Genomic DNA, 25,960 nt, shown 5'->3' on the forward strand with positions numbered 1-25,960 from the left:
TCTTTCCGATCTGACTGTATTCCCTGCTCAAGTACGATCTCACAGCGAAGCAGGTCCGGTTTTGCTGTTGCCCTTAACGGCCCCCGCTTCGGGGCCGGACTTTTCTTCACTGCCTCCTCAACACAGCTATGCCAGCCGGTAACTCGCCGCTTTCTCGCCATTCACCCACAGCTCACGACGTTCACCCGCAGGCAGTAACAGCGCAATCTCGCGCCAGACAGGCTGATAATCTCCGCGTTTTTCTACCGTCAGGTCGATTCGGCTGGCGCTGCTGCACAACGTCCAGCTCAGCCACAGCGCGTTGCCCTGCTGCCAGCCATGGCTCTCGCCATCGTCGTCAAACATTTCGCCCTGAGTGGTTATGCCTTCCGGTGCCGGCCATAGCTGCCACTGCCGCACGGTGTCGCGCCGCGCATCGGTGGTGGTTTCGCACTCGCCCAGCGGGATGATCGCACCGGCCCGCACCAGCAGTGGCAGCCGATCCAGCGGCGCATCCAGCGTAATCGTTTCGCCACCTGCAAACGCCCTGCCGCTGTGCCAGTCATACCAGCCGCCCTGGTTGCGTGGCAGATAGACTTCCCGACTCCGTGCGCCCTGCTCCACGACGCTGGCGACAAGCAGATCGCGGCCCAGCATAAAGTCATCACACTCCTGCCAGGTCTGCGGGTCCTGCTCATGATCGAGGAAGGTCGGACGCAGCATTGGCTCATCTTCCACGCTGGCCTGCCACGCCAGGTTATAGAGGTAAGGCATCAGACGATAGCGCAGCCGGATCGCCTCGCGGATCATCGGCGTGACATCCGGGTACATCCATGGCTCGTTCACCGTGTGATCGTCATTCCACGAGTGGATGGTAAAGCGCGGATGCATCACGCCATTCTGAACCCAGCGCACAAACAATTCGGCATCCGGCTTGTCGCCAGAGAAACCGCCGACATCGTGTCCGACGTTAAACAGCCCGGAAAGGCTCATCCCCAGCCCCATACGGATGTTGTAACGCAGGGTCTGCCAGCTGGTACGGTTATCGCCGCTCCAGGTCTGCACATAGCGCTGCATCCCGGCACAGCCGGAACGGGAGATCAGATAGGGGCGTTTGTCTGGCGCAAACTGCTGCTGCGCTTCCATCGAGGCACGCATCATCAGCAGCGGCATCACTGGCCGGATATGCTTGATGGCGATCGGCTGACCAAAACCGTGACAGCGCGCTTCGCCATCCCACACTTCATATTCGTTATTGTCGTTCCAGGTGGAATCGATGCCTTTTTCCAGCAGCTGCTGCGTGACATTCTCCTGCCACCAGCGCACCGCCTGCGGATGGGTGAAATCAAGGTGCGAACCCTCATCATCCCAGAACACCGAACGCTCCGGGCGATCCTGTTCCGAGTCACGAATAAACAGCCCCTGCGCAGCCACTTCCTGATAGCGCGGATGATCCTGCAGCAGACAGGGCTTGATGTTGGCCGCCAGCTTCATTCCGGCACGATGAAACGCATCGCTCAGCGCGTTGGGGTTCGGGACTTTGTCGTAGTTCCAGTTGAAGACATAACGCTTGTTATTGATCGAGGTATAACCGGAAGAGAGCTGGAACGAGTCGCAGGGGATTTCATACTCGCGACACAGGCGGATAAAGGATTGCAGCTGCTGCTGTGCGTCAGGCGCGTCGGTGTAATGCATGGTAGACCCGCTGTAGCCCAGGCTCCACTTTGGCTGAAACAGCGTATGCCCGGTCAGACGGACAAAAGCTTTGGTGACGTCGAGCAGCGTCGGACCGAGCATCATATAATAATCGAGATCGCCCGCCTCAGCGCGGTAACGGCGATAGGGGAGATGGTAGTTATCCAGTTCATTCCCGAGATCGAGCCAGCTGCTGCTGAGGTTGTCATAGAACAGGCCGAAGCTGACGCCATCGCGCTGCGTCAGGGTAAACGGAATATGTTTATAGAGCGGATCGGTACTGGCGGCGTTGTAGCCCATGGCATCGAGATTGCGCATTTCAAAACGCCGGTTAACGCGGTTCAGGTCGCCGCTCTTCTCGCCCAGACCATACACCCGATCCTGCGGCTGCCGACGCTGATAGTGCTCGACGCCGTCGCCATGGGCATTGAGCAGATAGGCACCAGTGTGACGATCGGCAGTCAGCGGCTGCCAGCTCTTACCATCAAACTGCTCCCAGCTCAGGCAGAGCGGCTGATGCACCGTCACCCGTAGCTGTCGGGTGCTGATGCGCAGTTGCTGCGCATCATGCTCCACCTGAAATGCGGGCAGCGTAAAGCCGTCCAGCGCCTCACGGTCACGTCCCTGCCAGGGCACATCGTGCTCTGGCGCAATGTTCCAGGTGCGGTTCAGCGCCAGCTCACCGTCGCGCAACAGCAGCACGCGCATCAGCTTTTCTTCCAGCACGTAAAGCCGCAGGAAATGTCGCGCGTCGACCTTGAGTTCAACAAAGTGATCGGCCTGCTGATGCAGCGTCCAGTTCTTCAGCGTTTTCATCACGATATCCTTATGGGTTAGCAGGGCGCTGGCGGCGTTCGGCGATCAGCATCACCAGGAAAACGGCACCAATCAGGTCAAAGAAGCCCATCGCCACAAACAGCGGATTAAAGCCGATGGTATCGGCGGTAACACCGATAATCAGCGAGAAGATAAAGCTGGCGATCCAGGCGCAGGAACCACGCATACCGTTAACGGTGGCCATCTGGCGGCGATCAAAACGTTCCACCACCAGCGCACTCAGCATGCAGGAGATCACCTGATGACCGAAGCCACCGACGGCGATCAGGGCAATCGCCAGCCAGGGATCTTTCACCAGCGTCATCAGCGCCAGCGACACCATCAGCAGCGCGCCGGTGACTGAACTGGCGACAATAGAATTCACACGGGTCATGCCAAACCAGCGCACATAGATCCTGGTGAGATAGCCGCTGGCGACGCTGCCGAGGTCGGCGGCCAGAAACGGCAGCCAGGCGAACATTACGATCTGCTTAAGATCCATGCCGCGCTCATTGGCAAGATAGAGCGGCACCCAGAAGCTCAGCACCGCCCAGGCGGGTTCAGCAAGAAAGGCCGGAATGGCGATGCCGTAGAATTTCTTCTCTTTACCAATCACTTTCAGCGCGGTGAAGAACGGCAGCTTTTCACCAGTCGCCTCGTTGTCCTGATTAATAAAGGCGCGTTCATCATCGGAAAGACGGGGATGGCACTCCGGTGAGTGATAGCCCCACCACCAGAGTCCCACCCACAGCAGCCCCAGGCCGCCGGTCAGCAGAAATGCGCCCTGCCAGCCAAAGGTAATGTGGGCAACATAGATAATCGGCGGCGCCAGCATCGCACCAATCGAAAAGCCGACGCCCGCCCAGCCCGCCGCGACCGGGCGCTCCTTTTTCGGAAACCAGTCACCAATCGCTTTGGCGTTAGCGGGCGTGGCCGCCGCTTCGGAAGCACCCATGACAAAACGCAGCAGCGCCAGATGCAGCCAGCTTCCCGCTCCAGCGTGCAGCAGACAGGTGAGCGACCAGATCAGCGCGCAAATCAGGAAGCCCATCTTCAGTCCGATCACATCGATCAGCCAGCCGCAAATCGGCTGAAACAGGGTATAGGCGAGCTGAAATGCTGCTACGACCCACGAATACTGTTCGGTGGTCATGTTCAGACTGGTTTTCAGTTCCGGTGCCAGAATGCCGAGGGAGTTACGGGTGATGTAGTTGACGGTTACACCCAGCAAAAACATTCCCAGCATCCACCAGCGTAAATTTCTAATCACGCGCACCGTGCGTGACGCACTGATGGGTTTGGTTGTTGATTCGAGGCTCATTGTGCCACTCCTGATTGCCATTAACGACGCACACCGCCTGCTGGCGTACCGCGTGTCCTGTAAGCGACGTTAAAAAAGTGTGAAACGTGGGTACAGCCACTTTTTTGCAACGCTTTTCATGGCAGGCTGAGTCCCGACAGGAAATGGCACTGAAACGCTTATCTGACGCGATTCAGCAGGCTGTGAAAAATTTTTCATCAGCAGATTTGAAGGCGATCACAGAATGAGACAAAGGCTGAAAATCAGTGAGATTGCGGCGCTGAGCGGCGTCTCGATCAGCACGGTATCGCGGGTGCTGGCGGGAAAAGCGAATACCCGGCCCGCGACGCGGGACAAAGTGCTGGCCGTGGCGCAGCAGCAGGGCGTGCTGGATAACCTGCACAGCGGTCGCCTGCTGCTGAATAACCTAATGGTCTTTGCCCCGCCGCGCGCGTTTGACGTACGCAGCGACATTTTCTACTACAAGGTGATTCAGGGGATCAGCCAGGCAGTGGAGCCACATGAGGTGCGGCTGCGTTACTGTCCGCTGGAAGAGGTGGAGAGTAATGCCGCGCTGTTTATCGATAAGATGCAGCAGACCGAAGCCGCCCTGCTGATCGGCATTGATGATGAGCATATTCATCAGCTGGCGGCGGAGATGAACAAACCCTGTGTGCTGATTAACGCCCGCGATCGCCGGATGCGCCTGCCGTCGGTTTCGCCGCATCATCAGCTTATTGGGGAATTCTCCGCGCGCTATCTGTTTGAGCAGGGACACCGGCAGATCCTGTCGCTGCACTGCCTGCGCCGCTACACCATGGAGCAGCGCTTACAGGGCGTACGTGACGCCTGGCACGCCATGAATCTGCGCTTTGACAGCCGCCAGCATCTGCTGACCCTGAACAGCTTCAGCAGCAATGAGGCGGCGGAGCGACTGGGGGAATATCTGCGCCACTGCCCTGACGCGCTGCGCCCGACCGCGATTCTCGCCAGCGGGGATTACATCGCCGCAGGGGCCGTCACTGCGCTGGAGCAGGCCGGATTGCGGGTGCCGCAGGATATCTCGGTAATGAGCATGGACGGGTTTAACCTGGCCGCTATCCACGACATTCCGCTGACCTCGGTGCAGGTGCCACGTGATGAGCTGGGCGCCGCGGCAGTCAGAATGCTGCAGGAGATGCGGCTGAATCCCGGCACCCCCACCGGCAGCCTGCTGCTGAATGGCAGGCTGGTGGTGCGCGAGTCGGTACGCCGCATCCGCGATAATCTCAGCCATGCGCCGGTTCAGCAGCATGGCCTCTATGATTAACCCGGCGCTGATTAACCCAGCGTTTTCAGCCGCAGTTCCGACGGCTGAGGCCGTCCGAACAGGAAGCCCTGGAACAGCGTACAGCCCTCATCGCGCAGCTTCGCGAACTGCTCATTGCTCTCCACGCCTTCAGCGGTAATCTGGATATCCAGACTGCGGCTCATGCCGGTAATCGCGCGGATAATCGCCAGCGCCTCGCGGCTGTCGCCCATGTCGTTGATAAACGATTTGTCGATTTTGATTTTGTCGAACGGGAAGGAACGCAGATAGCTCAGCGACGAATAGCCGGTGCCGAAATCATCCAGCGCAATCTGTACACCCAGCGCCTTGAGATTCTGCAGTGTACGGATATTCCCCAGTGAGTCATCCAGCAGCACCGATTCGGTGATCTCGACTTCCAGTCGCGCCGGATCGAGACCCGACTCCTTCAGCGCGCCTTCGACCACCGGCACCAGCGAGCTGTTTTTAAACTGCAGCGGTGAGAGGTTGACTGAGACTGACTGCTCCCCTTCCCAGCTTGCCGCTTCACGACAGGCTTCATAGAGCGCAAAGGCTCCCAGCATATGAATCAGGCCGGTCTCTTCTGCAATCGGGATGAAATCGTTGGGCATAATCAGCCCACGGATTGGATGATGCCAGCGCATCAGCGCCTCATAGCCAATAATCGTGCGATGATCGCCATTGGTGATGGGCTGATAGTAGAGCCGCAGATGCCCGCCGCTGATTGCATCGCGCAGATCGTTCTCAATCAGACGGCGGCTGCGCGCCACATCATCCATCTCCAGCGTAAAGTGCTCATAGCGGTTGCGGCCATTACGCTTGGCTTCATACAGCGCCATATCCGCACAGCGCAGCAGCTGCTCCGGCGTATTGGTGATGGTGGTGCTGAGCGCAATACCTACGCTAAGCCCGACCGACAGATTATGACCTTCAACGTTGACCGGTGGACGAATCGCTTCAATCAGACGCTGCGCCACAATGCTCGCCTCATCACTGTTCGCGACCGAGGGCAGCACGATGGCGAACTCATCGCCACCGATGCGTGCCAGCGTATCCTGATCGCGCAGCGTGTTACGCAGACGTTTAGCCACGCTGCGCAGCAGCTCATCGCCAATCTGATGGCCCAGCGCATCGTTCACATTTTTGAAGTTATCCAGATCGAGGCACAGCGCGGCGGTCTGTCGCTGCATCTGGCTCGCGGTGCGCAACGCCTCACTCAGACGCTGGCGGAACAGGATGCGGTTCGGCAGGCTGGTCAGGTTGTCGTGGTGCGCCATATGGTGAATACGGGCATCGGCGGCACGCTGGTCGGTGACATCTTCCACCAGCAGCATCAGGTAGTTGCGGCGTGCATCCTGGCCATTAATCGCGGTGGCGCGGGTATGCAGAATGCGTTCGCCGCTGGCGGTCATCAGCAACTGCTCACGCTCATGCATGCCCTCACTGCGCAGTGCAACGTCCGCCAGATTGTTAAAATAGTCACTGAGCTCAGGCGACATGCATTCGTGCGGACGCTTGTTGACGATCAGTGCTTTTGACAGGCCAAACAGCTGCTGAGTACGGTCATTAACCAGCAGGATCTCGCGGGTGATCGCATCTTCAACAATCACGCAGGAGGGAATGTTAGCAATGATGTTGTCCAGGAATTTAGACAAGGCGGTTTTCTGCGTGCTCTGGGCTTCGGCCAGATCCCGGGCGCGCAGGATCTGCTGCTCCTGCTCACGGCCTTCCGTGCGGTCGCGGGTGATCTTGGCGAAACCGATCAGCTTACCGTCATCATCATGGATCGCGTCGATGACCACATGCGCCCAGAACGCGCTGCCATCTTTACGGTAGCGCCAGCCTTCATCCTCAAAACGGCCGGTTTTCAGTGCGATACCAAGGTTGGCTTCCGGCGTGCGGTTCAGTCGCTCCTGAGCGCTGTAAAACAGCGAGAAGTGCTGACCCACGACTTCCTCCGCTTTATACCCTTTGGCGCGCTGGGCACCGGCATTCCAGTTGATGACCGCGCCGTCGACATCGAGCATATAGATGGCGTAATCGGTGACACCCTCGACCAGCAGGCGAAAACGCTGCTCCTGCTCCCGTTGCTCGCTGCGGACACGCTGCTGTTCGGTGCAGTCACGGGTGATTTTGGCATAACCCAGCAATTTACCCTGATCGTCACGGATCGTGTCGATCACCACATGGGCCCAGAACGCGCTGCCATCTTTGCGGTAGCGCCAGCCCTCATCTTCAAAACGGCCGGTACGATACGCAGTTTGCAGGTTCTGGCTGGGGGTATGATTGAGTCGATCCTGCGCGCTGTAGAAACGGGAAAAATGCTGGCCGACAATCTCTTCCGCCACATAGCCTTTGGCCCGCTGCGCGCCGGCGTTCCAGTTCACTACGTTTCCGTCCTGATCGAGCATGTAGATGGCGTAATCGGTGACGCCCTCCACCAGCAGGCGGAAGCGCATCTCCTGCTCCCGCTCTTTGCGCTGCTGCTCCTGCTGCCGGGTGCAGTCACGGCAGACCGCCGCAAAACCAATCAGCTGAGCGGTCTCGTCGCGGATCGGATAGATGACCACGTGTGCCCAGAAGCTGCTGCCATCTTTACGGCAGCGCCAGCCTTCGTTTTCGTAACGTCCGGTGGTGGCGGCGATATCGAGTTCGCGCTGCGGCTGACCACGGCGGCGATCCTCTTCGTTGTAAAACAGGGCGGCGTGCTGTCCGATAACTTCGTCTGGCCTGTAACCAAGGACGTGCAGACCCCCGCCGTTCCAGCTGGCAACAGTTCCGTCCGGTTTAAGCATGGTGATCGCGTAGTCGATCACGCTTTGTACCAGCATGCGATACATGACATCAGAGTTATTATCCATTGTTATTTGCCTGCTGCTCGGTAGCCTGGTAAAGGCTTAGGAATGTTCTCAATCGCGAGCCGAGACTAAAGCGGAAAAGGTCTGCGAAGACAAGCGCATTAAGAAGAATAACTAATCTTAACAGGGGATATATCGGCAGCGGCGAGCAAATGTTCAATGATGTAATGATCGGGATAAGCGCCTGAAGTTAGGCGTTAAGGCAGGTTTTACAGCCGGCCAGGTCAGAGCGCGAGGCTGGCTCGCGCTTAATCATTTCGCGACAGAAACGGCGTTTACAGATCCATCTGTTGCTGTAAATGCATTGCGGCAATCGGCTGCCAGATCTCAGTTGAGGCGCCCTCTTTACCGGTGAACGGATCCTGCGTCGGCAACGGCACTTTTTTCACCTGCTCCTGCGCCATTTTCAGCTTCGCGGGTTCGTCGCGCAGCGTCTCAGGCGACATGCCGTGCGGATAGGCGCCAATCACCATAAAATCTTCGCTGGCGCTGACCTGGCGATGACCGACACCCGCCGGGATCAGCACCGCATCGCCTGCGCGCAGGGTAACCATCCGGCCACTGTCGCCGCCAAACAGCACTTCCGCCCAGCCTTCCGCAACCCCGAGCAGTTCATGGGTGTTGGGATGGAAGTGGGTATAGGGGAAAATCGGATAGCGCCAGGCGGGTGGCCAGCCGTTTTCGTCGAACGTTTTCTCAAACCACGCTGCGATCTCCTCCTCTTCCGGCACCACGCGCGGCCAGATAATCAGAGGTAACGGGTTATTAGGTACGCCGCCCGACGGGATGGCGAGCATCAGATGCTGAGGATTATCAGAGGCCCCGGCCGCAAAGGTGCCCGCGGCAAAGGACATCATTAACATCAGACTGGAGGATGAGGCACGCATACAGGTTCTCCGGTTTTTTTCTAAGTGTGGCAAACCCGCGGCACAATGCAATGTGCGCCGGACGACACAATTGAGATAATGGACTGATATTGCTGACTAAAGCCAAATGCGTCGTTAACAATAGGGCCAGAGAGTGCCTGGACGGCTGCGGATAGCGGTTCTTACTGCGGTAAAGTGTTGCAAAATGTCAGGCGGCCCGGCACGCAGGTACGGCAGCCCCATACCCGGACACGCTTTTGATAAACTGTTATACAAAAATCGCCCAGATCTGTTTCTGACATGCTTGACTGTTCTCTGTTGTAATAGCTAACAGATGACAGTGAGGTAACAAATGGACGCTATTAAACAAATCCTGATTGACGAGATCGCCACGCTTAACCGCGAAGAACGTCGCGACAATTTGCCGCGCTTCAGCCTCTCGTTTCTGAAGAACCATCCCGGTCTCTGGGCCGTTATGTATCTCTGCTACGGCCTGTGCGTGGCGCTGATATTCACCACCGACATGCTCGGCTGGCCCGCCTTCTGGTTTGCCACCGCATTTGTGCTGGTGATGAGCGTGCTGATGCTGCTCGATATCAACCCGAAATATCGCTTTGAAGATATCGACGCGCTTGATCTGCGTGTCTGCTACAACGGTGAGTGGTATTACGTTCAGCCGGTGCGCGAACAGGCTATCTCACGCATTCTGTCGCTGCCTGAAACACCGGAACGAGTGAAAAGTGGTATCCAGCGTCTGCTGACGCAAAAAGGGGAAGTGGACTTTTATGATGTCTACTACCTGACCTGGGGCCACCAGGAAGCAGCGCGCGTCTGATGCGCCTGCGGTTCCGCTATTAACTGACCCAGCGTTGCTATTGCCGCCTCGGCCCGACTATCCCACGGCCAGGCGGTATTCAGTCTGAAGCAGTGACTGAACTGCTCTCCTGCCGAAAACAACTGACCCGGTGCAATACTGATCCCCTGCGCCAGCGCCTGCTGGTAGAGCCGGGTAGTATTGATGCTGTCCGGCAACGTCACCCAGAGAAAATAGCCGCCGCGCGCTTCGCTGACCGTCGCCTGCGGCGGCAGCACCTTCAGTAGCGCCTGACGCACCATCTGCTGTCGCTTCGCTAGTATCTGTCGCAACCGCTTCAGATGGGTGTCGTAACGCCGCGTGGCAAGAAAGTCGGCCAGCGCCAGCTGCATCGGTGCGCTGGTTGAGAGCGTGCTCATCAGCTGCAGGCGCTGAATGCGCTGCGCATGCTGTCCCGCCGCCACCCAGCCGACGCGAAAACCCGCCACCAGCGACTTGGAAAACGAGCCACAGTGCAGCACGTTTCCCTGGCGATCCCAGGCCTTCGCGGGCAGCGGCGCAGCCTCACCCGCCCAGAGTTCGGCATAGACATCATCTTCAATCATCGGCACCTGATAACGCGCCAGCAGCACCACCAGTTGCTGTTTGCGCTCCGGCGTTAACGTCACGCTCAGCGGATTCTGCAGCGTCGTCATCAGCCAGCAGGCTTTTACCGGCCAGCGTTGCAGCGCCTCCTCCAGCTGGATGAGATCGATGCCCTGCTTTGCATCAACCGGAATCGCCAGCGCCTTGAGCTTGAGCCGCTCGATCGCCTGCAGCGCGCCATAAAAACTCGGTTGCTCAATCACCACATAGTCGCCCGGCTCGGTCAGGGATTGCAGGCTGAGGTTCAGCGCCTCCAGCGCCCCGCTGGTGATGACAATTTCATCCGGCGACAGGGTGATGCCCTGACGTGCATAACGCTGCGCCAGCAGCTGTCGCAGCGTGGCGTTGCCGGGCGGCAGATTGTGCAGCGCATCGGTTGGGGTCAGATGATGAGAGACGTTCGCCAGCGAGCGCATCAGCTGACGCTGCGGAAAGAGTGCCGGATCGGGGAACGCAGAGCCAAACGGCACGATGGCGGGATCGCGCGTGGCCTGCAGTACATCAAACACAAAGTCGTTGATATCGACCTGCTCACTGATCGCTACGCTGAGCGGTGCGGGCGCTAAGGCGCGCGGTGCCACGTAGTAACCTGACTGTGGACGCGAGACGATCCAGCCCTGGCTCTCCAGCAGCTCATAGGCATGCAGCACCGTCATCAGGCTGACACCCTGCTGTGCGACCTGCTGACGCAGCGACGGTAAACGGGTGCCGGGCAGCCAGATGCCAGCCTCGATCTGCTGCTGAATCTCATCCATCAAGCGCTGGTATTTCGCCACGGGGCGCCTCTCCTTGTTTACCGCGAGTCGTCTGACCGCGAGACTTTACCATGCCCGGCGGCCAATGACAGGCGGCGCGCATCGCTTATCGTACTGATTACGCTGATTCTGTTCTGATCAGGCGCGTCAGATCACCGCCACCTGCGGTGTCAGTGGCTGATCGGCCTCAGCAATCGGGCTTACGTTTGCCATCGCCTCTTCCGTTTCCACCGCCACAAAATTAGCCAGATCCAGTACCCGCTCAGGGGGAACCGGCTTGCTCAGCAGATAGCCCTGCAGCGTATTGCAGCCCAGGCTGGTCAGAAAAGCCTGCTGCTCAGTGGTTTCAACGCCTTCAGCCACCACTTTCAGCTGCAGCGACTGCGCCAGCGCCACAATCGCCGATACGATAGTGGCATCCTCTTTCTGGTGCTGCAGCTCATTAACAAAGGCCCGGTCGATCTTAAGCTCGCTGGCCGGCAGCCGTTTCAGATAGAGCAGGCTGGAGTAGCCGGTGCCAAAGTCATCAATTGAAGCTTTCACACCGAGCCGGGTCAGCTCGGTGAGAATACGCACGCTCTCATCGGGATCGCGCATCGCAGTGGTCTCCGTCACTTCCAGCGTCAGCATTTCGGCCGGAATCTGATGTTTTGCCAGCGCATCCACCACCTTCTCTACCAGATTCGATTGTTCAAACTGCAGCGCCGACAGGTTCACCGCCACCGACCAGTCAGGATGGCCCTGCAGATGCCACTGGCGCAGCTGACGACAGGCTTCATGGATCACCCAGTTGCCGATGCTGACAATCATGCCGGTCTTTTCCGCCATCGGCAGGAATTTATCGGGCGACAGCAGGCCACGCTTCGGATGCTGCCAGCGCAGCAACGCCTCAAAACCAAGGATCGGGCCGCGCGGCGCACAATATTTTGGCTGATAGAACAGGCGCAGTTCGTCGTTCTCCAGTGCCTGCCAGAGATCGTTATTCAGCTGAAGCTGGCTCTGCGCCTGAATGTTCATTGAGGGCTGGAAGAAGGTGTAGCCGTTACGGCCATTATTTTTGGTGTGGTACATCGCCGCATCGGCGTTGAACATCAGTTCGCGCTCATCCACGCCATCGCCGGGATAGACGGCGATACCAAGACTCAGTGAGACCACCAGTTCACTGCGTGAGATATCAAACGGGCGATCCACCGCTTTAACCAGTTTATCGGCGATGGCCACAGCATCATTGGGATCGTCGATCTCAACCAGCAGCACAAACTCATCACCACCGAGCCGCGCCAGGGTGTAGTAGCCGGTCATCTGCTGACTCATCCGCTCGGTCACACCGACCAGCAGACTGTCGCCAATGTGGTGTCCAAAGGCGTCGTTAACCGCCTTAAACCCATCGAGATCCATAAACATCAGGGCAAACTGCGTCTGCTCACGGTTCGCTTTGTTGATCGCCTGCTCCAGTCGATCCTCCAGCAGGATACGGTTCGGCAGCCGGGTCAGGTTATCGTGCAGCGCCAGTTGAGCCAGCTCGCGATTCGCTTCAGCCAGCGAACTGGCGAGAATCGAGGTACGCGCCTGCATCCGCGCATCCAGCATCGAGACCAGCAGGGTAATGCCCAGAATCGAGAGGGTGACCACCGTGACCAGAATCGCCAGCCAGTTGCTGTTAACGCCCTGCCCGACCGGATGGCTGTGGACGGGAAACTCTGCCGCCATCATGCCGATATAGTGCATGCCTGAAATCGCACAGCCCATGACCACCGAGGCGCCAATGCGCAGCAGTGTGACCCGGCCGGTCTGACCCTCACGCAGGTTAAACGCCAGCCACAGCGCCGCGCCTGAAGCAGCCAGAGCAATCGCCACCGACAGCGCTACCCAGCCCCATTGCCAGTTGATACCGGGCGAGAACATCAGCGCCGCCATGCCGGTGTAGTGCATCGCCGCGACACCACTGCCGAGGATCAGCGCGCCGCCCGCCAGACGCGGCAAAGGCAGATCGCCACTGCTGCAGACCAGCCACAGTGAAAATATCGACGCGCAGACGGCGATGGCGGCGGAGAAGGCGGTAAGTCCTGCGTTGTAGCTCATGACCATCTCCATGCTCATCGACAGCATGCCGATAAAGTGCATCGCCCAGATGCCGATGCCCATGGAGAAACCGCCGCCGAACAGCCAGACCAGCGCCACTTTACCGGTAGAGTGTACCACCCGTCCCGCCATATCTAAGGCGGTAAACGAAGCGAGCATCGCGACAAGAACTGAGACGATGACGATAAAAGAGTCGTATGAGGTCGCTAACATAGTGCATTCCCGCGAAAGCCGTGCTGGTGGTTGGGCAGTGGTTTTTTAAAATTTGTATTAGTTATTGGCATAGCCCGGTGGCTGATGAGCCGCGAACCCTGCATCCTTTCCACTCATTCTGAGTGATGAAATCTATCGTCAGCTTCAGCCAGAAACCGACGACACCGGCTGCCGCAGTGCGGGAAAACTGAACGCGTCAACCCGATCCGGAGGCGTTGGCTTGCCCAGCAGATACCCCTGCAATGCATCAAAGCCTAAGCTGGTGAGCAGATGCTGCTGCTCTTCCGTCTCAACCCCTTCCGCTACCATGCGCAGGTTAAGACTTTGCGCCAGCGTCAGCATGGCGCTGACCACGGTCGCATCTTCACTGCCAGGTCGCAGGCAGTTGATAAAGCTGCGATCGATTTTAAGTTCACTGGCATCCAGATGTTTAAGATGCAACAGGTTGGCATAGCCGATGCCGAAGTTATCAATGGCGACGCTGACGCCTGCCTGCTGCAACTCACGAATCCGCTGCTGGCTGAAAACAGGGTCGCGCATGGCAATCGTTTCGGTGATCTCCAGCATCAGCGCGCTACCTGACAGCTGGTAACGCGCCAGCGTCCCGGTCAGCGTGCTGAGCAGATCACGCTGGTGAAACTGCAATGCCGAGAGATTCACCGAGACCGTCCAGTCGCTGTGTCCCTGGCTGTGCCAGATCCTTAACTGCCGGCACGCCTCCTCAATTACCCAGTTGCCCAGCGCCACAATCTGACCGGTTTTTTCGGCGCGCGGCAAAAACAGCTCAGGCGTCAGTAGACCGCGCTGCGGATGCTGCCAGCGTAGCAGCGCTTCAAATCCCATTAATCGTGTGCCGCCGGAACGGAATTTAGGCTGATAGAACAGCCGCATCTGCTGCCGATCGATCGCTTCCCACAGATCGTTGGCCAGCTCCAGCTGATGCTGCGTTGCCGCGCTCATGGCGGGTTCAAACAGGCACCAGCCGTTTCGTCCACTGTGTTTGGTGTGATACATCGCCGCGTCGGCATTAAACAACAGCTCCTGCCGGCTGCTGCCATGCAGTGGAAAGATCGCAATACCGGCACTGAGTGAAACGTGCAGTACATAGCGGTCAAGTTCAAACGGCGTACCGATCACCTTAACCAGTTTTTGCGCCAGCTGCCGGGCCGGGCTGATATCACACTCCGCCATCAGCACAAACTCATCCCCGCCAAGCCGCACCAGCAACATGGTGTTACTGAGCTGACTGCGCAGCCGTTCCGCCACCGCCACCAGTAACCGGTCACCGACATGATGTCCCCAGGTGTCATTGACCGCCTTGAAGCCGTCGAGATCCATATAGATCACCGCAAAGCGATCTTCATTCAGCATCGCCTGTTTGATGGCGAGATCAAGCTGCTGCTCCAGCATCACCCGGTTGGGCAGCGCCGTCAGGTTGTCATGCATTGCCAGCTGACACAGCTCCTGGTTAGCGCGATTGAGCCGGGTTGCCAGCCGCGCGGCGCGCACCTGGGCGTCCAGCATCGAACTCAGCAGAGTGATCCCCAGAATAATTAACGTAATCAGCGTGACCCATACCGCCAGTCCCGGATTACTGACGCCATGCGGCTGCATCGTGCTGTCGTGGCTGAACGCCGCCGCCGCCATCCCCACATAGTGCATGCCCGCAATCGCAATCCCCATCACCAGTGAGGCCAGCCCACGCATCAGCAGCAGATGATGGTCACCCTGCCGCAGGTGAAACGCCAGCCACAGCGCCACGCCTGAGGCTACAAACGCAATCAGCACAGAGAGCGCTACCAGCAGCCTGTTCCACTCAGGGCGGGGATCAATCAGCAGAGCATACATACCGAGATAGTGCATCACTACCATACCCACGCCCAGGATCAGCGTGCCGCGCAGCAGCCGCTGACGGGTGAGATGTAAACCGCTCACCGTCTGGCCGAAAGCAAATATTGACGCCAGGATCGCCACCAGCAGTGAGAGGATCGTCAGCCGCGTGTCATAGCGCATCGTCATCGGCATCATCATTGCCAGCATCCCGATAAAATGCATGGCCCAGATGCCAATCCCCATTGCCGTGCCGCCCACCAGCAGCCAGAACCGCGCGCTCCAGCCATGGGAGACCGCCACCCGTCCGGCGGTGTCCAGTGCTGTAAAAGAGGCAATAAACGCCACGATCAGCGAAACACAGATCAGAATGTTATCCCAGGTGACAAGCAACATGTACAACTCCTCACCACCCGCAGAAAAACAGGTGCTGTATAAAGTCAGAAAAGTAATCTTAAAAACACCCATCGGGTGAAAGTTAATAAACTTCGGTATTTCCTGGCCCTGAAGACCGGGCAAAACAGCCCCACAAACGCAGGGTCATTTGTGACCTGCATTTTATTAACCGCCTGCTGAGTGTGGCGCTAAATCGTTATTATGTCTGATTGGTACAGGAACATATCACCGAAGCAGAAAGCATTCCAGATACCGGTAAAACAAGGGGGTTTTATTTTGCCGCCTCGCTATTTTGCCTTGCTGTAACTGGGTTATCGGCCAGAGAGACCATATGATTAACGAAAAATAAACAGCAGCACTTCGCGTAACGCTTTAACTGATCTATAGTAAGTAAAACTGATATAAATCATCATTCTTAAGTCTAAGATTTTTCTTAAGACTGCGGCGCTGCCGGTCTTGTTATTTTTATTTCCTTATTTTGGGTTGAATCGTTAATAAACACCGGGTGAAAAAGCACTGACTCTCGATAATCCGTAAGGAAATATTATGAAACTCAAGCTTTTTCTGTTTGCCGCTGCAGGATTAACTGTTGCAGTTCCAACCCTTACCCAGGCGGCTACGACCTCGGGAACCATCAATGCCACGTTAACGCTGACCACCGGTTGTCTGGTTAACGGACAGTCAGCCACGGCGGGCGTTAACTTCGGTACCCTGAACTTTGGCAGCAGCGCCGCCACCTTTGATACCCTGAACGCCACCCTGGTTGGTGCAGCCGGTAACGGTATTTTTGTGCGCTGCACCACCGGTCAGGATTACAACGTGGTCGTGACCAGCAGTAATGCTGCGCCAGCTACTATCTATGGTACCGCCTCTACGTCGCCGCGCTATCTGATTCTGGGATCGAATAATGCGCAGGGTATCGCCTATACCCTCTACAGTGATGCCTCCTTCACCACGGCGATCGCCAACAATACGCCTATCGCGGCCAGTGGCACCACTGACCCGACTCTGGGTACCAACTACGCCATTTATGGACGGGTGGTCGGTGGTGGCTTTAACCCTCTGATCCCTGCCGGAACCTATACCGATACCATTAACGTGGCCGTGAACTACTAATTGCTGCCGCAGGTAAATAAGGTTGGTTCTCTGGCGACTCTGCCTGACGATCGCACGCAGCCTGCCCCTGCTGATAGCAAGCGTCAGCGCCTGGAGTCTGCCCACCAGCACCTTCCAGGTGACCGCCTCGGTGGTGGCAGGCTGCGTGATATCCGGTACCAATACCGGCGTTTTCGGCACGCTTGATTTCGGCACGCAGTCTGGTGTGGCGACCAGTACCGTTAACGCCAGCTTCGTGCAGAGCACCTCCATTAACCTTGCCTGTACACCAGGCACCACACTGAGCATGAGCATCAATCAGGGCAGTAACTTCACTACAACCCGTAATCTGAAGCTGCCCAATTTCACCAATACCGTTCCCTATACGCTCTTTAGTAACGCCAGCCGCACCACGGTCATCCCGGTAAACCAGGCGGTGTCGCTGAGCTATAGCAATGCCAATAACATTACGCTGCCGATCTATGGCCAGCTACAACTGCCCGGCACTGCGCGCGCCGGCGTTTATACCGATACGCTGACCGTCACCCTGAGCTGGTGAGGTGATAGAAAACAAGGATATGATCATGAAGCCACTGCGCGCCCTGCTGCTCCTGCTGAGTTCCACCCTGCTCTCTCCGGCGTTCGCCGCCAACTCGGTGATGATCTGGCCCATTGATCCCGCCATTAATCCTGAAGAGAAAGCCAGCGAGCTCTGGCTTGAGAATCGCGGTAACAGCACGACCATGATGCAGATCCGGGTTTTCAGCTGGCAGCAGATTAACAGTCAGGAGCAGTATCAGACCCAGCAGCAGGTAGTCGCCAGCCCGCCGATGGTGCGGATGGATCCGGGCCAGAAACAGCTGGTCAGGCTGATTAAACAGACGCCCCCTGCGGCCGGTAAAGAGCTGGCCTATCGTGTGGTACTGGATGAGATCCCGACGCCGAACAACCCTGGCGAAAATCAGGCCGGACTAACCTTTCAGATGCGCTATTCGGTGCCGCTGTTTGTGTATGGTACCGGGCTCTCTACCGACAGCGCCCGCCCTGCTCTGCGCTGGCAACAGGTCAGCGAAGGCGGCAAGCGCTGGCTTCAGCTGACCAACAGCGGCAACGGCCACGCCCGGCTCAGCAATGTGGCGATTGGCGGTCGCAAACTGGGCGAAGGCTTATACGGCTATGTTCTGGCGGACAGCACGCATCGCTGGCCGCTCACCTCGCCGGTGGGGGGCGAACTTACCGCTGACGTGAACAAAAGCCAGTGGCGCAGCGCTGCTCAGAAGTAAGCGCTGAATGAGACCTTTTTCCCTGCATCCCTGCGCGCTGGCGGTGGCCAGCGTGATTTACGCGCTTACGCCGGATCCTGTACTGGCGGAGACTTACTCATCCCTGCCCCCGCCGCCCAGCCTGCAGACCAGCGGCGCGGGTCAGCAATACATGCTGGAGCTGGTGATTAACCAGCAGGCGAACGGCAATATTGTGGCGGTGGAGCAGCGCGACGGTCATTTCTGGCTGCGTAGCGGCGATCTGCAGCGTGCCGGGCTGTCACCGGATAAGCTGGGCCAGCAGCCACAGGTTGATGTCAGCAACCTGCCATCCATCAGCGTGGAGTATGACGCTGCGCGGCAGCGCCTGCTGCTGACCGTGCCGCCTGACTGGCTGCCCGGCCAGATCATTGGTGAGGCGAAAAACGGACCGCGCTTTCCAGGCCGTACCAGCAGCGGTGCGCTGATTAATTACGATCTGTACGCCAGCCGCACTGATACCAGCGGCACCCGACTTTCCGCCTGGAACGAACTGCGGCTGTTTGGTGATGCCGGGCACGTCTCAACTAACGGCGTCTGGCAGCAGCAGCTGGAAGGCAGTACGACTTATCAGGACAACGGCTATATCCGCTACGACAGCTGGTGGAGCAATGAAGATGAGAACACGGCGGTAAGCTGGCGGGTCGGGGATCTGGTCACCGATTCGCTGGCGTGGAGCAGCAGCGTGCGGCTCGGCGGCATCCGCATCGGCCGCGACTTTAGCGTCCGTCCCGATCTGGTGACCTATCCGCTGCCCGCTTTTTCCGGCCAGGCAGCCGTTCCCTCTACCGTCGATCTCTTTATCAACGGCTATCGTTCCAGCCAGGAAAATGTGCAGCCAGGCCCCTGGTCGATGACCAATGTGCCGTTTGTTAACGGCGCGGGTAACGCAGTGATCACGACCACCGATGCAGTGGGTCGTCGCGTCACGACCACCATGCCGTTTTACGTCTCCAGTAATCTGCTGAAGTCGGGCCTGTCGGATTATGCCTTTTCCGCTGGTGCGATCCGCGAGAACTACGGCATAAAAAACTTCGATTATGGGCAGGCCGCCGCCAGCGCTTCTTACAGATACGGCATGACCGACTGGCTGACGCTGGAGAGTCACGCTGAAGGCAGCGAAAGCCTGGCGATGGGCGGGCTGGGCGGTCAGTTACGCGTCGACAGCTGGGGCGTGGTCAACGGCGCGGTGGCGCAGAGTCAGCTTGATGGCGAGAGCGGCAGGCAGTATAGCTGGGGTTACCAGTACAACAACAGCTGGTTCAACATCGGCACGCAGCAGACCCAGCGCAGCAGCGACTTCGGCAATCTGGCGCTGGTCGGCAGTCGTGCCGGTAGCCAGGCGGATAGCCGTTACGCGTTGTCGCGCCGCAGTGCGCAGTACAGCGCCAGCGTCTCGCTGAATCAGTCTGGCAGCGTGGGTGCCGCTTTCATCGATATCACCGACGGCCAGGGCGACCGCACCCGCTTGTGGAACCTCTCATGGAGTAAAAACCTGTGGGGTAACAGCAGTCTCTATGTCTCTGCCAGCCGCGATCAGCAGGAGAAGAGCTGGACGGGTGCCATCTCACTGGTGATCCCGTTTGGTGAACAGGGCAGCGCGGCCATCAGCACCGAACGCGATCAGCGCGGTCGCGACAGCCAGCGTGTCTACGCCTCCAGCGCCATGCCCAGCGACGGCGGGTTCGCCTGGGATGCCTCCTGGGCGAATCAGAGCGGTGACAGCGGCGATTATCGTCAGGGCAGTCTGCACTATCGCAATAACCAGATTGATACCTCCGGCGGTTTTTATGGCGATAATGACAACCTCACGCAATGGGCTGATCTCTCCGGTGCGCTGGTGTTAATGGATAACAGCGTCTTTGCCGCTAACGCCATTAACGACGCCTTTGTGCTGGTGAAAACAAGCTATCCCGACGTGAACGTGCGCTACGAAAATCAGTCGATGGGACGCACCAATCAACAGGGCTATCTGCTGGTGCCCGCCATCAGCAGCTACTACCCGGCCAAATATGATATCGACACCCTCGACCTGCCCGCCGATATGACCACGCCGCAGGTTGAGCAGCGCTTCGCTGTGAAACGCCAGAGCGGCTACCTGCTCAACTTCCCGGTCGAGAAACTGCGCGCCGCCAGCGTGATCCTGGTCGATGCGCAGGGCCAGCCGCTGCCGGTCTCAAGCCTGGTGCAGCGGCCTGACCATCCCACCGGATATGTCGGCTGGGATGGCATCGTCTGGATGGAAGATCTTACCGCCAGTAATCCGATCGAGGTAGTCACGCCCGATGGGCGCCGCTGCGAGACCGAACTGCATATCGCCAGCGGTCAGCCGCAGGCACTGAAAACCTATGGCCCCCTGACCTGCGCGCTGCCGGCTCCTGTTGCAGGTAGCGCCGCCGCGCCTGCTGAACCTTTTATGTCCGGAAATCCACTATGATGAGATCGCTGTTACTGGCTGGCCTGTTGCTGCTACTGCCGTCACTGAGCTACGCCGCCTGTACCCTGCCCGCCTCCACGGCGAGCTTTGGTTCGGTCACCACGTTTGTGGCGAATACCACCGTCAGCTCGGTCACCACCAACGCCAACGTCAACTGTGGCTCCGGCTCGTCGCTGTCGCTGCTGGGCAATAACCAGATAACCTTCCAGCTGACCGGTGCAACCACTGTCAGCGGCACGCGCGGCATCCTCAAGCGTAGCGGTGACACCGGCAGCGATAATGTACCGGTGCAACTCTGCACCGACAGTGCCTGCGCCACCGAACTGACCATCGGTGGCACGCCATTTGTCTATGCATCACAGACTTTGATCAACCTGGCGGGTTTGCTGGGCAGCCTCAATTTTGCCATTCCGGTCTATCTGCGCACCGTTCCCGGTCAGGTGGTCGCCGCCGGAACCTATCAGGTGACGCTGAACATGGCGGTGACTTATCGCATCTGCACCAGTGTCGGCGTGGGCAATCTCTGCTTAAGTGAGCAGACCGGCAGTGGCGTAATCCCGATTAACATCACCGCTATCCTGACCAATGACTGCACGACCATTACCTCGCCCAATATTAGCTTTGGCAGCGCGCCGCTGGTGGGCAGCTTTTCCACCGTCTCGCAGACCATCAACGTATTGTGCAGTAAAGGCAGCACCTATACCGTCGGACTGAGCAATGGCAGCTATGCGGTGAGCAGCGTCAGGAATATGGCGAGCGGGACGAATCGGCTGAGCTATGAGATTTATAAAAGTACCACCAGCAATCGCTGGGGCCCGGCAGGCACGGAACGCTGGAGCAGTACCACCTCGACGGCGGTATCCACGGATGGACTGACGCGCGGCTTTAACTACACCGCGCGCATCCTGACCACGCAGAACACGCCGCCAGCCGGTAACTACAGCGACAGCGTGGTGGTCGATTTGTCCTTTTAGAGAGAAGCGCTGGCCGGGGTAGCGCTGTGGCGCAACTGATACTGTTTCACCATCCGGCCAATTAACAGCGTACCAATCAGCCCGCAGACGGCAGCAAAGGTCAGCCAGACGCCCGGCATCGCTTTATCACCGGTGGCGTGGATCAGATAGCTGGAGATGGCAGGCGTGAAGCCGCCAAACAGCGCCGTCGCCAGACTGTAGGCCATAGAGAAACCGGCGGCACGCACCTCAGCAGGCATAATCTCCGCCAGATACACCACCATCGCCCCGTTGTAACTGGCATAAAGGAATGACAGCCACAGTTCCGCTTCCAGCAGATGAGCGAAGCTGGCCGATCCCACCAGCCAGTGCAGCACCGGCCAGGTCGTCACAATCATCAGCAGGGTAAAGATGATCAGCAGCGGACGGCGACCCACGCGGTCCGACAGCGCTCCCATCAGCGGCAGCCAGAAGAGGTTTGAGACACCCACGCAGAGGGTAACCAGAAACGCCTGCTTATCGCTCATCATCAGCACGGTTTTACCAAAGGTCGGGGTAAAGGCAGTGATCATGTAGAACATCACCGTAGTGGTGACCACCATCAGCATGCCCGCCAGCACCAGCGCCCAGTTGCTGGCAACTGACCGCATAATTTCCGTCATGCGCGGGTGATGTTTACGTTTGCTGAACGCTTCGGTCTCTTCCAGCATCCGGCGAATGTAGAACAGGAACGGCACAATCAGGCAGCCGACCACGAACGGGATACGCCAGCCCCACTCCGTCACCGCTTCTTTCGCCATCAGATGATTCAGCATCAGGCCCAGCAGGGCGGCAAAAATCACCGCAATCTGCTGACTGCCTGATTGCCAGCTGACGAAAAAGCCTTTACGACCTTTCGGCGCGACTTCCGCGAGATAGACCGATACGCCACCCAGCTCGACGCCTGCCGAGAAGCCCTGCAACAGGCGTCCCAGCAGGATCAGAATCGGTGCAGCCGCGCCCAGCGTGGCGTAGCCTGGCACCAGCGCAATGGTCAGGGTACCTATCGCCATTAAGCCCAGCGTCAGTAATAAGCCTTTACGACGACCATGATGGTCGATGTAAGCACCCAGAATGATCGCCCCCAGCGGGCGCATCAGGAAACCGGCACCAAAGGTCATCAGGGTGAGCATCAGGGAAGCAAACGGGTCATCACCGGGAAAGAAGGTTCTGGCAATGGCGGTGGCATAATAGCCAAACACCATAAAATCGTACATCTCCAGAAAGTTACCACTGGTGACGTTAAAGATGGTTCGGGCAGCACTTTTTGGCGGCTTTTGTAAAGACGGGGTGTAACTCATAACGGCTTCCTGTTGTTTTTTAGCCGTTTTAGCCTGCCTGATGCGAGATTAATGTGACCTGGCTCACCATTGCACTTTACAATTCTGTGTACATAAGTAACAACCAATTAACAATTCAGATCAGCCAGCATAAGTGATCCGCCAGGCGGCTGATCTGCCTGATTTAATCTGGCTGAAGAGCCGCCATAAAAAAAGGCGACCTTAACCGTCGCCTTTTCATTTTGCCGGATAACCCGCTATTTCTTCACGGTTTCCATGCCCATCAGACCAATTTTCAGGTAACCCGCCGTGCGCAGCTTATCCATGATGCTCATGAGCGTTTCATAATCTACCGACTTGTCTGCCTGGAAGAAAATGGTGGTCTCTTTGTTGCCCTGCGTCTGGCTGGTCAGCACATTCACCAGCGAGTCCGGGGTGACCTGATCGTTACCCACGTAAAGCTGCTTATCCGCTTTAATCGACAGATAGACCGGCTTTTCCGGACGCGGTTGCGGCGCGCTGGTGGAAGCAGGCAGATTAACGCGCACATCGACCGTAGCCAGTGGCGCGGCCACCATAAAGATGATCAGCAGTACCAGCATGACGTCGATAAACGGCGTCACGTTGATCTCATGCATTTCACCATCGGTTTCCAGATCATCATTTAATCGCATGGCCATAACAACTTACCCTAAGCGCAGTTTCTGGGCGGTCGCAGGACGCGGAACCTCTGTGGCGACGGTACCCAAATCGATATCGCGACTCTGCAGCAGCATCACCTGCGCGGCGACATCCCCCAGCGAGGCTTTGTAGTTGGCAATCATGCGGGCAAAAACGTTATAGATGACGACGGCCGGGATCGCAGCAACCAGACCAATCGCGGTCGCCAGCAGCGCTTCGGCAATACCCGGTGCCACCACCGCAAGGTTGGTGGTCTGGGTTTTCGCGATGCCAATAAAGCTGTTCATGATGCCCCAGACGGTGCCGAACAGGCCGATAAAGGGTGCAACAGACCCGATGGTCGCCAGGAAACCGTTGCCACGTCCAGCATGGCGGCTGAAGGCGGCTACGCGGCGCTCAAGGCGGAAACTGGTGCGATCTTTAATACCGTTGGTATCTTCCACGCCAGCCGACAGTTCAAGCTCATTCTGCGCATCGTTCAATAGCACCACTGAGTGGCTGTGCCCGGTAAACGTCTGGGCAATGCGGGCGGCGTCATTCAGATTGCGGGCTTCGCCCAGTGCCAGTTGCTCACGCTTCAGGCGACGCTTAGCCGCGCTGAGTTCGGCATATTTACCGAAGAAGATCGCCCAGGTCACCACTGAGGCCAATAACAGGCCAATCATGACCACCTTTACCACGATATCGGCATGTTGATACATGCCCCAAACGGAGAGGTCCGTTTGCATCAAATCACTGGCTACCACGCTGCTTCTCCAACTTCTGATTCAGGGATGCGAAACAAGCGCAAATAATAGCAAAATGGCGGCGAATTGATAGTAGTTCTCATTAGTATTTACAAAGCTAATCCACGCTTTTGACCTGTTGCTGAACAGGTTCAGGTACGGTTTGTGAGGATGTTTCTAAAATGTGAAGCTGCATGAAAATTTATTAAAACAACGTTTCAAAATGTGACGTGATTCATTCAATCAGCATTGCTGCATTTTACTCAGGCACGTTTTTACTATGCTGGCTCCTCACGGCCCTCTGAGGTTAGTCCTGAGCGCAGGCCGTCTTACCTCTGTGGGAGACAATATAATGAGAATGATGAAAACATGCGTGGCCAGTGCCCTTGCGGCGATGATAGCAAGCGCCACCGCCACGGCACAGGTGATCAAAGTGGCTGAAGTGCAGCCTGCCGGTTATCCCACCGTAGTCGCTCTGCAACACATGGGCGACAAACTGAAACAGGCCACCGATGGACGGCTGGAGATGAAGCTCTACGCCGGTGGCGTGCTGGGTGATGAAGATCAGACGCTGCAGCAGGTGCAGCTGGGGGCTATCGATATGATCCGCGTCTCACTGGCCCCGGTCACCTCGATTGCCCCGGAAACCAGCGTGCTGACCCTGCCCTACATTTTCCGCGATGTTGACCACATGCACAAAGTGCTGGATGGCGAGACAGGCCGAGAGATTGCCGACAAATTCGATAACGATCCCAACGCCCGCATGGTGTTCCTGGGCTGGACCGATGCCGGTGAGCGCAACATGATCACCAAAAAGCCGCTGGCGAAACCGGACGATCTCAAAGGCATGAAGATCCGGGTACAGAACAGCGCCATCTCACTGGCGACGCTGAAAGCCATGGGCGCGAATCCGGTAGCGATGGGCGTCAGTGAAGTGTTCAGTGCGATGCAGACCGGCGTGGTTGATGGCACCGAAAACAACCCACCAACCTTTGTCGCCCACAACTACATGCCGGTCGCGAAGTATTACACCCTTAGCGGCCACTTTATCCAGCCAGAGATGATCCTGTTCTCAAAACGCGCCTGGGATCGCCTGAAACCCGAGGATCAGGCACTGCTGAAAAAGCTTGGCAAAGAGGCACAGGATGAGGAGCGCCAGCTCTGGGCGACCTATACCGAAGAGTCGATCGCCAAAATGAAGGCGGGCGGCGTCACCTTCCAGCAGACCGACCGCGACTATTTCGTCAAAGCGACTCAGTCAGTACGCGATCAGTTTGGCGGCAAATATCAGGATCTGATGACCCGGATCGCTGAGGTGAAATAACCCTTCCCGCGCCACGCTGCCGTGTGGCGTACTTAATCAGGTATCAATTATGTCTGCTTATACGCGTCTGATGGATGGGCTTTATCTGCTCTGCATGCTGGTGGCCGCCGTGGCGCTGTTGATCATGGTGACGGTGATCCCGATTGGGATCTTCGCCCGTTACGTGATGAACGGCGCACTCTCGTGGCCGGAGCCGGTTGCCATTATCTGCATGATTATTTTTACCTTTATTGGCGCGCCGGTGGGTCTGCGCGCCGGAACCCATATCTGCGTGTCGATGGTCACTAATCGCCTGTCGCCTGCCCGGCAGCGCCTGATGCTGCGCGTCAGCGATCTGATGATGATCGTTACCTGTCTGGTGATCTTCCAGGCCAGTTACAGCCTGTGTGAAGCGATGTGGGTGCAGACCCTCGCCTCACTCCCGGCTGTGACCTACGGCGAAATGTATCTGCCGATACCGACTGGTGCAATTTTCACTCTGCTGTTTGTTATTGAGCGCTTGCTGCGCGGCGATCAGAGCCAGCGGCCGATTGTCATGCTGGGCGGCACCCACTAACGCGGAGCAGA

General features: G+C 57.7%; 19 protein-coding genes. 9 read left to right on the forward strand and 10 right to left on the reverse strand.

Annotation, left to right across the window (positions count from 1 at the left end; genetic code table 11):
- Positions 1-126: 126 nt before the first annotated feature.
- Positions 127-2,490 (reverse strand): glycoside hydrolase family 31 protein, encoded by a 2,364-nt coding sequence (locus QSK07_RS08665; RefSeq protein ID WP_285721372.1) that lies wholly within the window; start codon positions 2,488-2,490, stop codon positions 127-129.
- Positions 2,491-2,500: 10 nt separating this feature from the next.
- On the reverse strand, positions 2,501-3,811 hold the full coding sequence (locus QSK07_RS08670) for an MFS transporter (RefSeq protein WP_285721373.1): 1,311 nt from the start codon (positions 3,809-3,811) through the stop codon (positions 2,501-2,503).
- Positions 3,812-4,034: 223 nt separating this feature from the next.
- Here QSK07_RS08670 and QSK07_RS08675 point away from each other — a divergent pair, with 223 nt between their 5' ends.
- On the forward strand, positions 4,035-5,099 hold the full coding sequence (locus QSK07_RS08675; RefSeq protein WP_285721374.1) for a LacI family DNA-binding transcriptional regulator: 1,065 nt from the start codon (positions 4,035-4,037) through the stop codon (positions 5,097-5,099).
- Positions 5,100-5,110: 11 nt separating this feature from the next.
- Here the strand turns inward: QSK07_RS08675 and QSK07_RS08680 are convergent, their stop codons facing one another.
- Positions 5,111-7,960, reverse strand: coding sequence for a bifunctional diguanylate cyclase/phosphodiesterase (locus tag QSK07_RS08680; RefSeq protein ID WP_098052373.1), 2,850 nt, complete (start codon positions 7,958-7,960; stop codon positions 5,111-5,113).
- 272 nt (positions 7,961-8,232) lie between these two features.
- Positions 8,233-8,844: a cupin domain-containing protein gene (locus tag QSK07_RS08685; protein ID WP_285721375.1), complete on the reverse strand. Its 612-nt coding sequence runs from the start codon at positions 8,842-8,844 to the stop codon at positions 8,233-8,235.
- A gap of 331 nt (positions 8,845-9,175) precedes the next feature.
- Here QSK07_RS08685 and QSK07_RS08690 point away from each other — a divergent pair, with 331 nt between their 5' ends.
- The gene (locus tag QSK07_RS08690; protein WP_098052371.1) at positions 9,176-9,658 is read left to right on the forward strand and encodes a YlaC family protein; all 483 of its coding nucleotides are present in this window, start codon (positions 9,176-9,178) and stop codon (positions 9,656-9,658) included.
- On the opposite strand, the gene QSK07_RS08695 is transcribed toward QSK07_RS08690, so the two are convergent.
- The 3 genes from QSK07_RS08695 to QSK07_RS08705 form a co-directional block, all read right to left on the reverse strand.
- Positions 9,619-11,058, reverse strand: a complete 1,440-nt coding sequence (locus QSK07_RS08695) for an aminotransferase-like domain-containing protein (RefSeq protein WP_285721376.1) — start codon at positions 11,056-11,058, stop codon at positions 9,619-9,621. The genes QSK07_RS08690 and QSK07_RS08695 overlap by 40 nt on opposite strands.
- A gap of 126 nt (positions 11,059-11,184) precedes the next feature.
- On the reverse strand, positions 11,185-13,332 hold the full coding sequence (locus QSK07_RS08700) for a bifunctional diguanylate cyclase/phosphodiesterase (protein ID WP_285721377.1): 2,148 nt from the start codon (positions 13,330-13,332) through the stop codon (positions 11,185-11,187).
- 144 nt (positions 13,333-13,476) lie between these two features.
- Positions 13,477-15,558 carry a putative bifunctional diguanylate cyclase/phosphodiesterase gene (locus QSK07_RS08705; protein WP_285721378.1) on the reverse strand — a complete coding sequence of 694 codons (2,082 nt, stop codon included), beginning with the start codon at positions 15,556-15,558 and terminating at the stop codon, positions 13,477-13,479.
- Positions 15,559-16,104: 546 nt separating this feature from the next.
- On the opposite strand from QSK07_RS08705, the gene QSK07_RS08710 reads away from it, so the two are divergent.
- The 5 genes from QSK07_RS08710 to QSK07_RS08730 are packed head-to-tail and all read left to right on the forward strand — an operon-like array spanning position 16,105 to position 21,365.
- The gene (locus QSK07_RS08710) at positions 16,105-16,674 is read left to right on the forward strand and encodes a spore coat protein U domain-containing protein (RefSeq protein ID WP_275221533.1); all 570 of its coding nucleotides are present in this window, start codon (positions 16,105-16,107) and stop codon (positions 16,672-16,674) included.
- A 22-nt stretch (positions 16,675-16,696) separates the two neighbouring features.
- Positions 16,697-17,212, forward strand: coding sequence for a Csu type fimbrial protein (locus QSK07_RS08715; protein ID WP_275221535.1), 516 nt, complete (start codon positions 16,697-16,699; stop codon positions 17,210-17,212).
- Positions 17,213-17,237: 25 nt separating this feature from the next.
- The gene (locus tag QSK07_RS08720) at positions 17,238-17,936 is read left to right on the forward strand and encodes a fimbrial biogenesis chaperone (RefSeq protein WP_285721379.1); all 699 of its coding nucleotides are present in this window, start codon (positions 17,238-17,240) and stop codon (positions 17,934-17,936) included.
- A 7-nt stretch (positions 17,937-17,943) separates the two neighbouring features.
- Positions 17,944-20,391, forward strand: coding sequence for a fimbria/pilus outer membrane usher protein (locus tag QSK07_RS08725; protein WP_285721380.1), 2,448 nt, complete (start codon positions 17,944-17,946; stop codon positions 20,389-20,391).
- Positions 20,388-21,365: a Csu type fimbrial protein gene (locus QSK07_RS08730; protein ID WP_285721381.1), complete on the forward strand. Its 978-nt coding sequence runs from the start codon at positions 20,388-20,390 to the stop codon at positions 21,363-21,365. Before QSK07_RS08725 ends, QSK07_RS08730 begins: the two co-directional genes overlap by 4 nt.
- Here the strand turns inward: QSK07_RS08730 and QSK07_RS08735 are convergent.
- The 3 genes from QSK07_RS08735 to exbB all read right to left on the reverse strand — a co-directional run bounded on the left by QSK07_RS08735 (position 21,362) and on the right by exbB (position 24,072).
- Positions 21,362-22,684, reverse strand: a complete 1,323-nt coding sequence (locus QSK07_RS08735) for an MFS transporter (RefSeq protein WP_285721382.1) — start codon at positions 22,682-22,684, stop codon at positions 21,362-21,364. The two genes, QSK07_RS08730 and QSK07_RS08735, sit on opposite strands and share 4 nt — an antisense overlap.
- Before the next feature lie 236 nt (positions 22,685-22,920).
- Positions 22,921-23,343, reverse strand: a complete 423-nt coding sequence (gene exbD / locus QSK07_RS08740; RefSeq protein WP_098052362.1) for a TonB system transport protein ExbD — start codon at positions 23,341-23,343, stop codon at positions 22,921-22,923.
- 6 nt (positions 23,344-23,349) lie between these two features.
- Positions 23,350-24,072: a tol-pal system-associated acyl-CoA thioesterase gene (gene exbB, locus QSK07_RS08745; protein WP_197061516.1), complete on the reverse strand. Its 723-nt coding sequence runs from the start codon at positions 24,070-24,072 to the stop codon at positions 23,350-23,352.
- A gap of 349 nt (positions 24,073-24,421) precedes the next feature.
- Between exbB and QSK07_RS08750 the strand changes: the two genes are divergently transcribed.
- Both QSK07_RS08750 and QSK07_RS08755 read left to right on the forward strand, forming a co-directional pair.
- A complete protein-coding gene (locus tag QSK07_RS08750; protein WP_285721383.1) occupies positions 24,422-25,393 on the forward strand; it encodes a TRAP transporter substrate-binding protein in 972 nt (323 codons plus the stop codon).
- 49 nt (positions 25,394-25,442) lie between these two features.
- Complete coding sequence (locus QSK07_RS08755) at positions 25,443-25,949, forward strand: TRAP transporter small permease (protein ID WP_285721384.1); 507 nt, start codon at positions 25,443-25,445, stop codon at positions 25,947-25,949.
- Positions 25,950-25,960: the final 11 nt, after the last annotated feature.

The sequence above is a fragment of the Pantoea sp. QMID4 genome, assembly GCF_030270445.1.
Classification (GTDB): Bacteria; Pseudomonadota; Gammaproteobacteria; order Enterobacterales; family Enterobacteriaceae; genus Pantoea; species Pantoea vagans.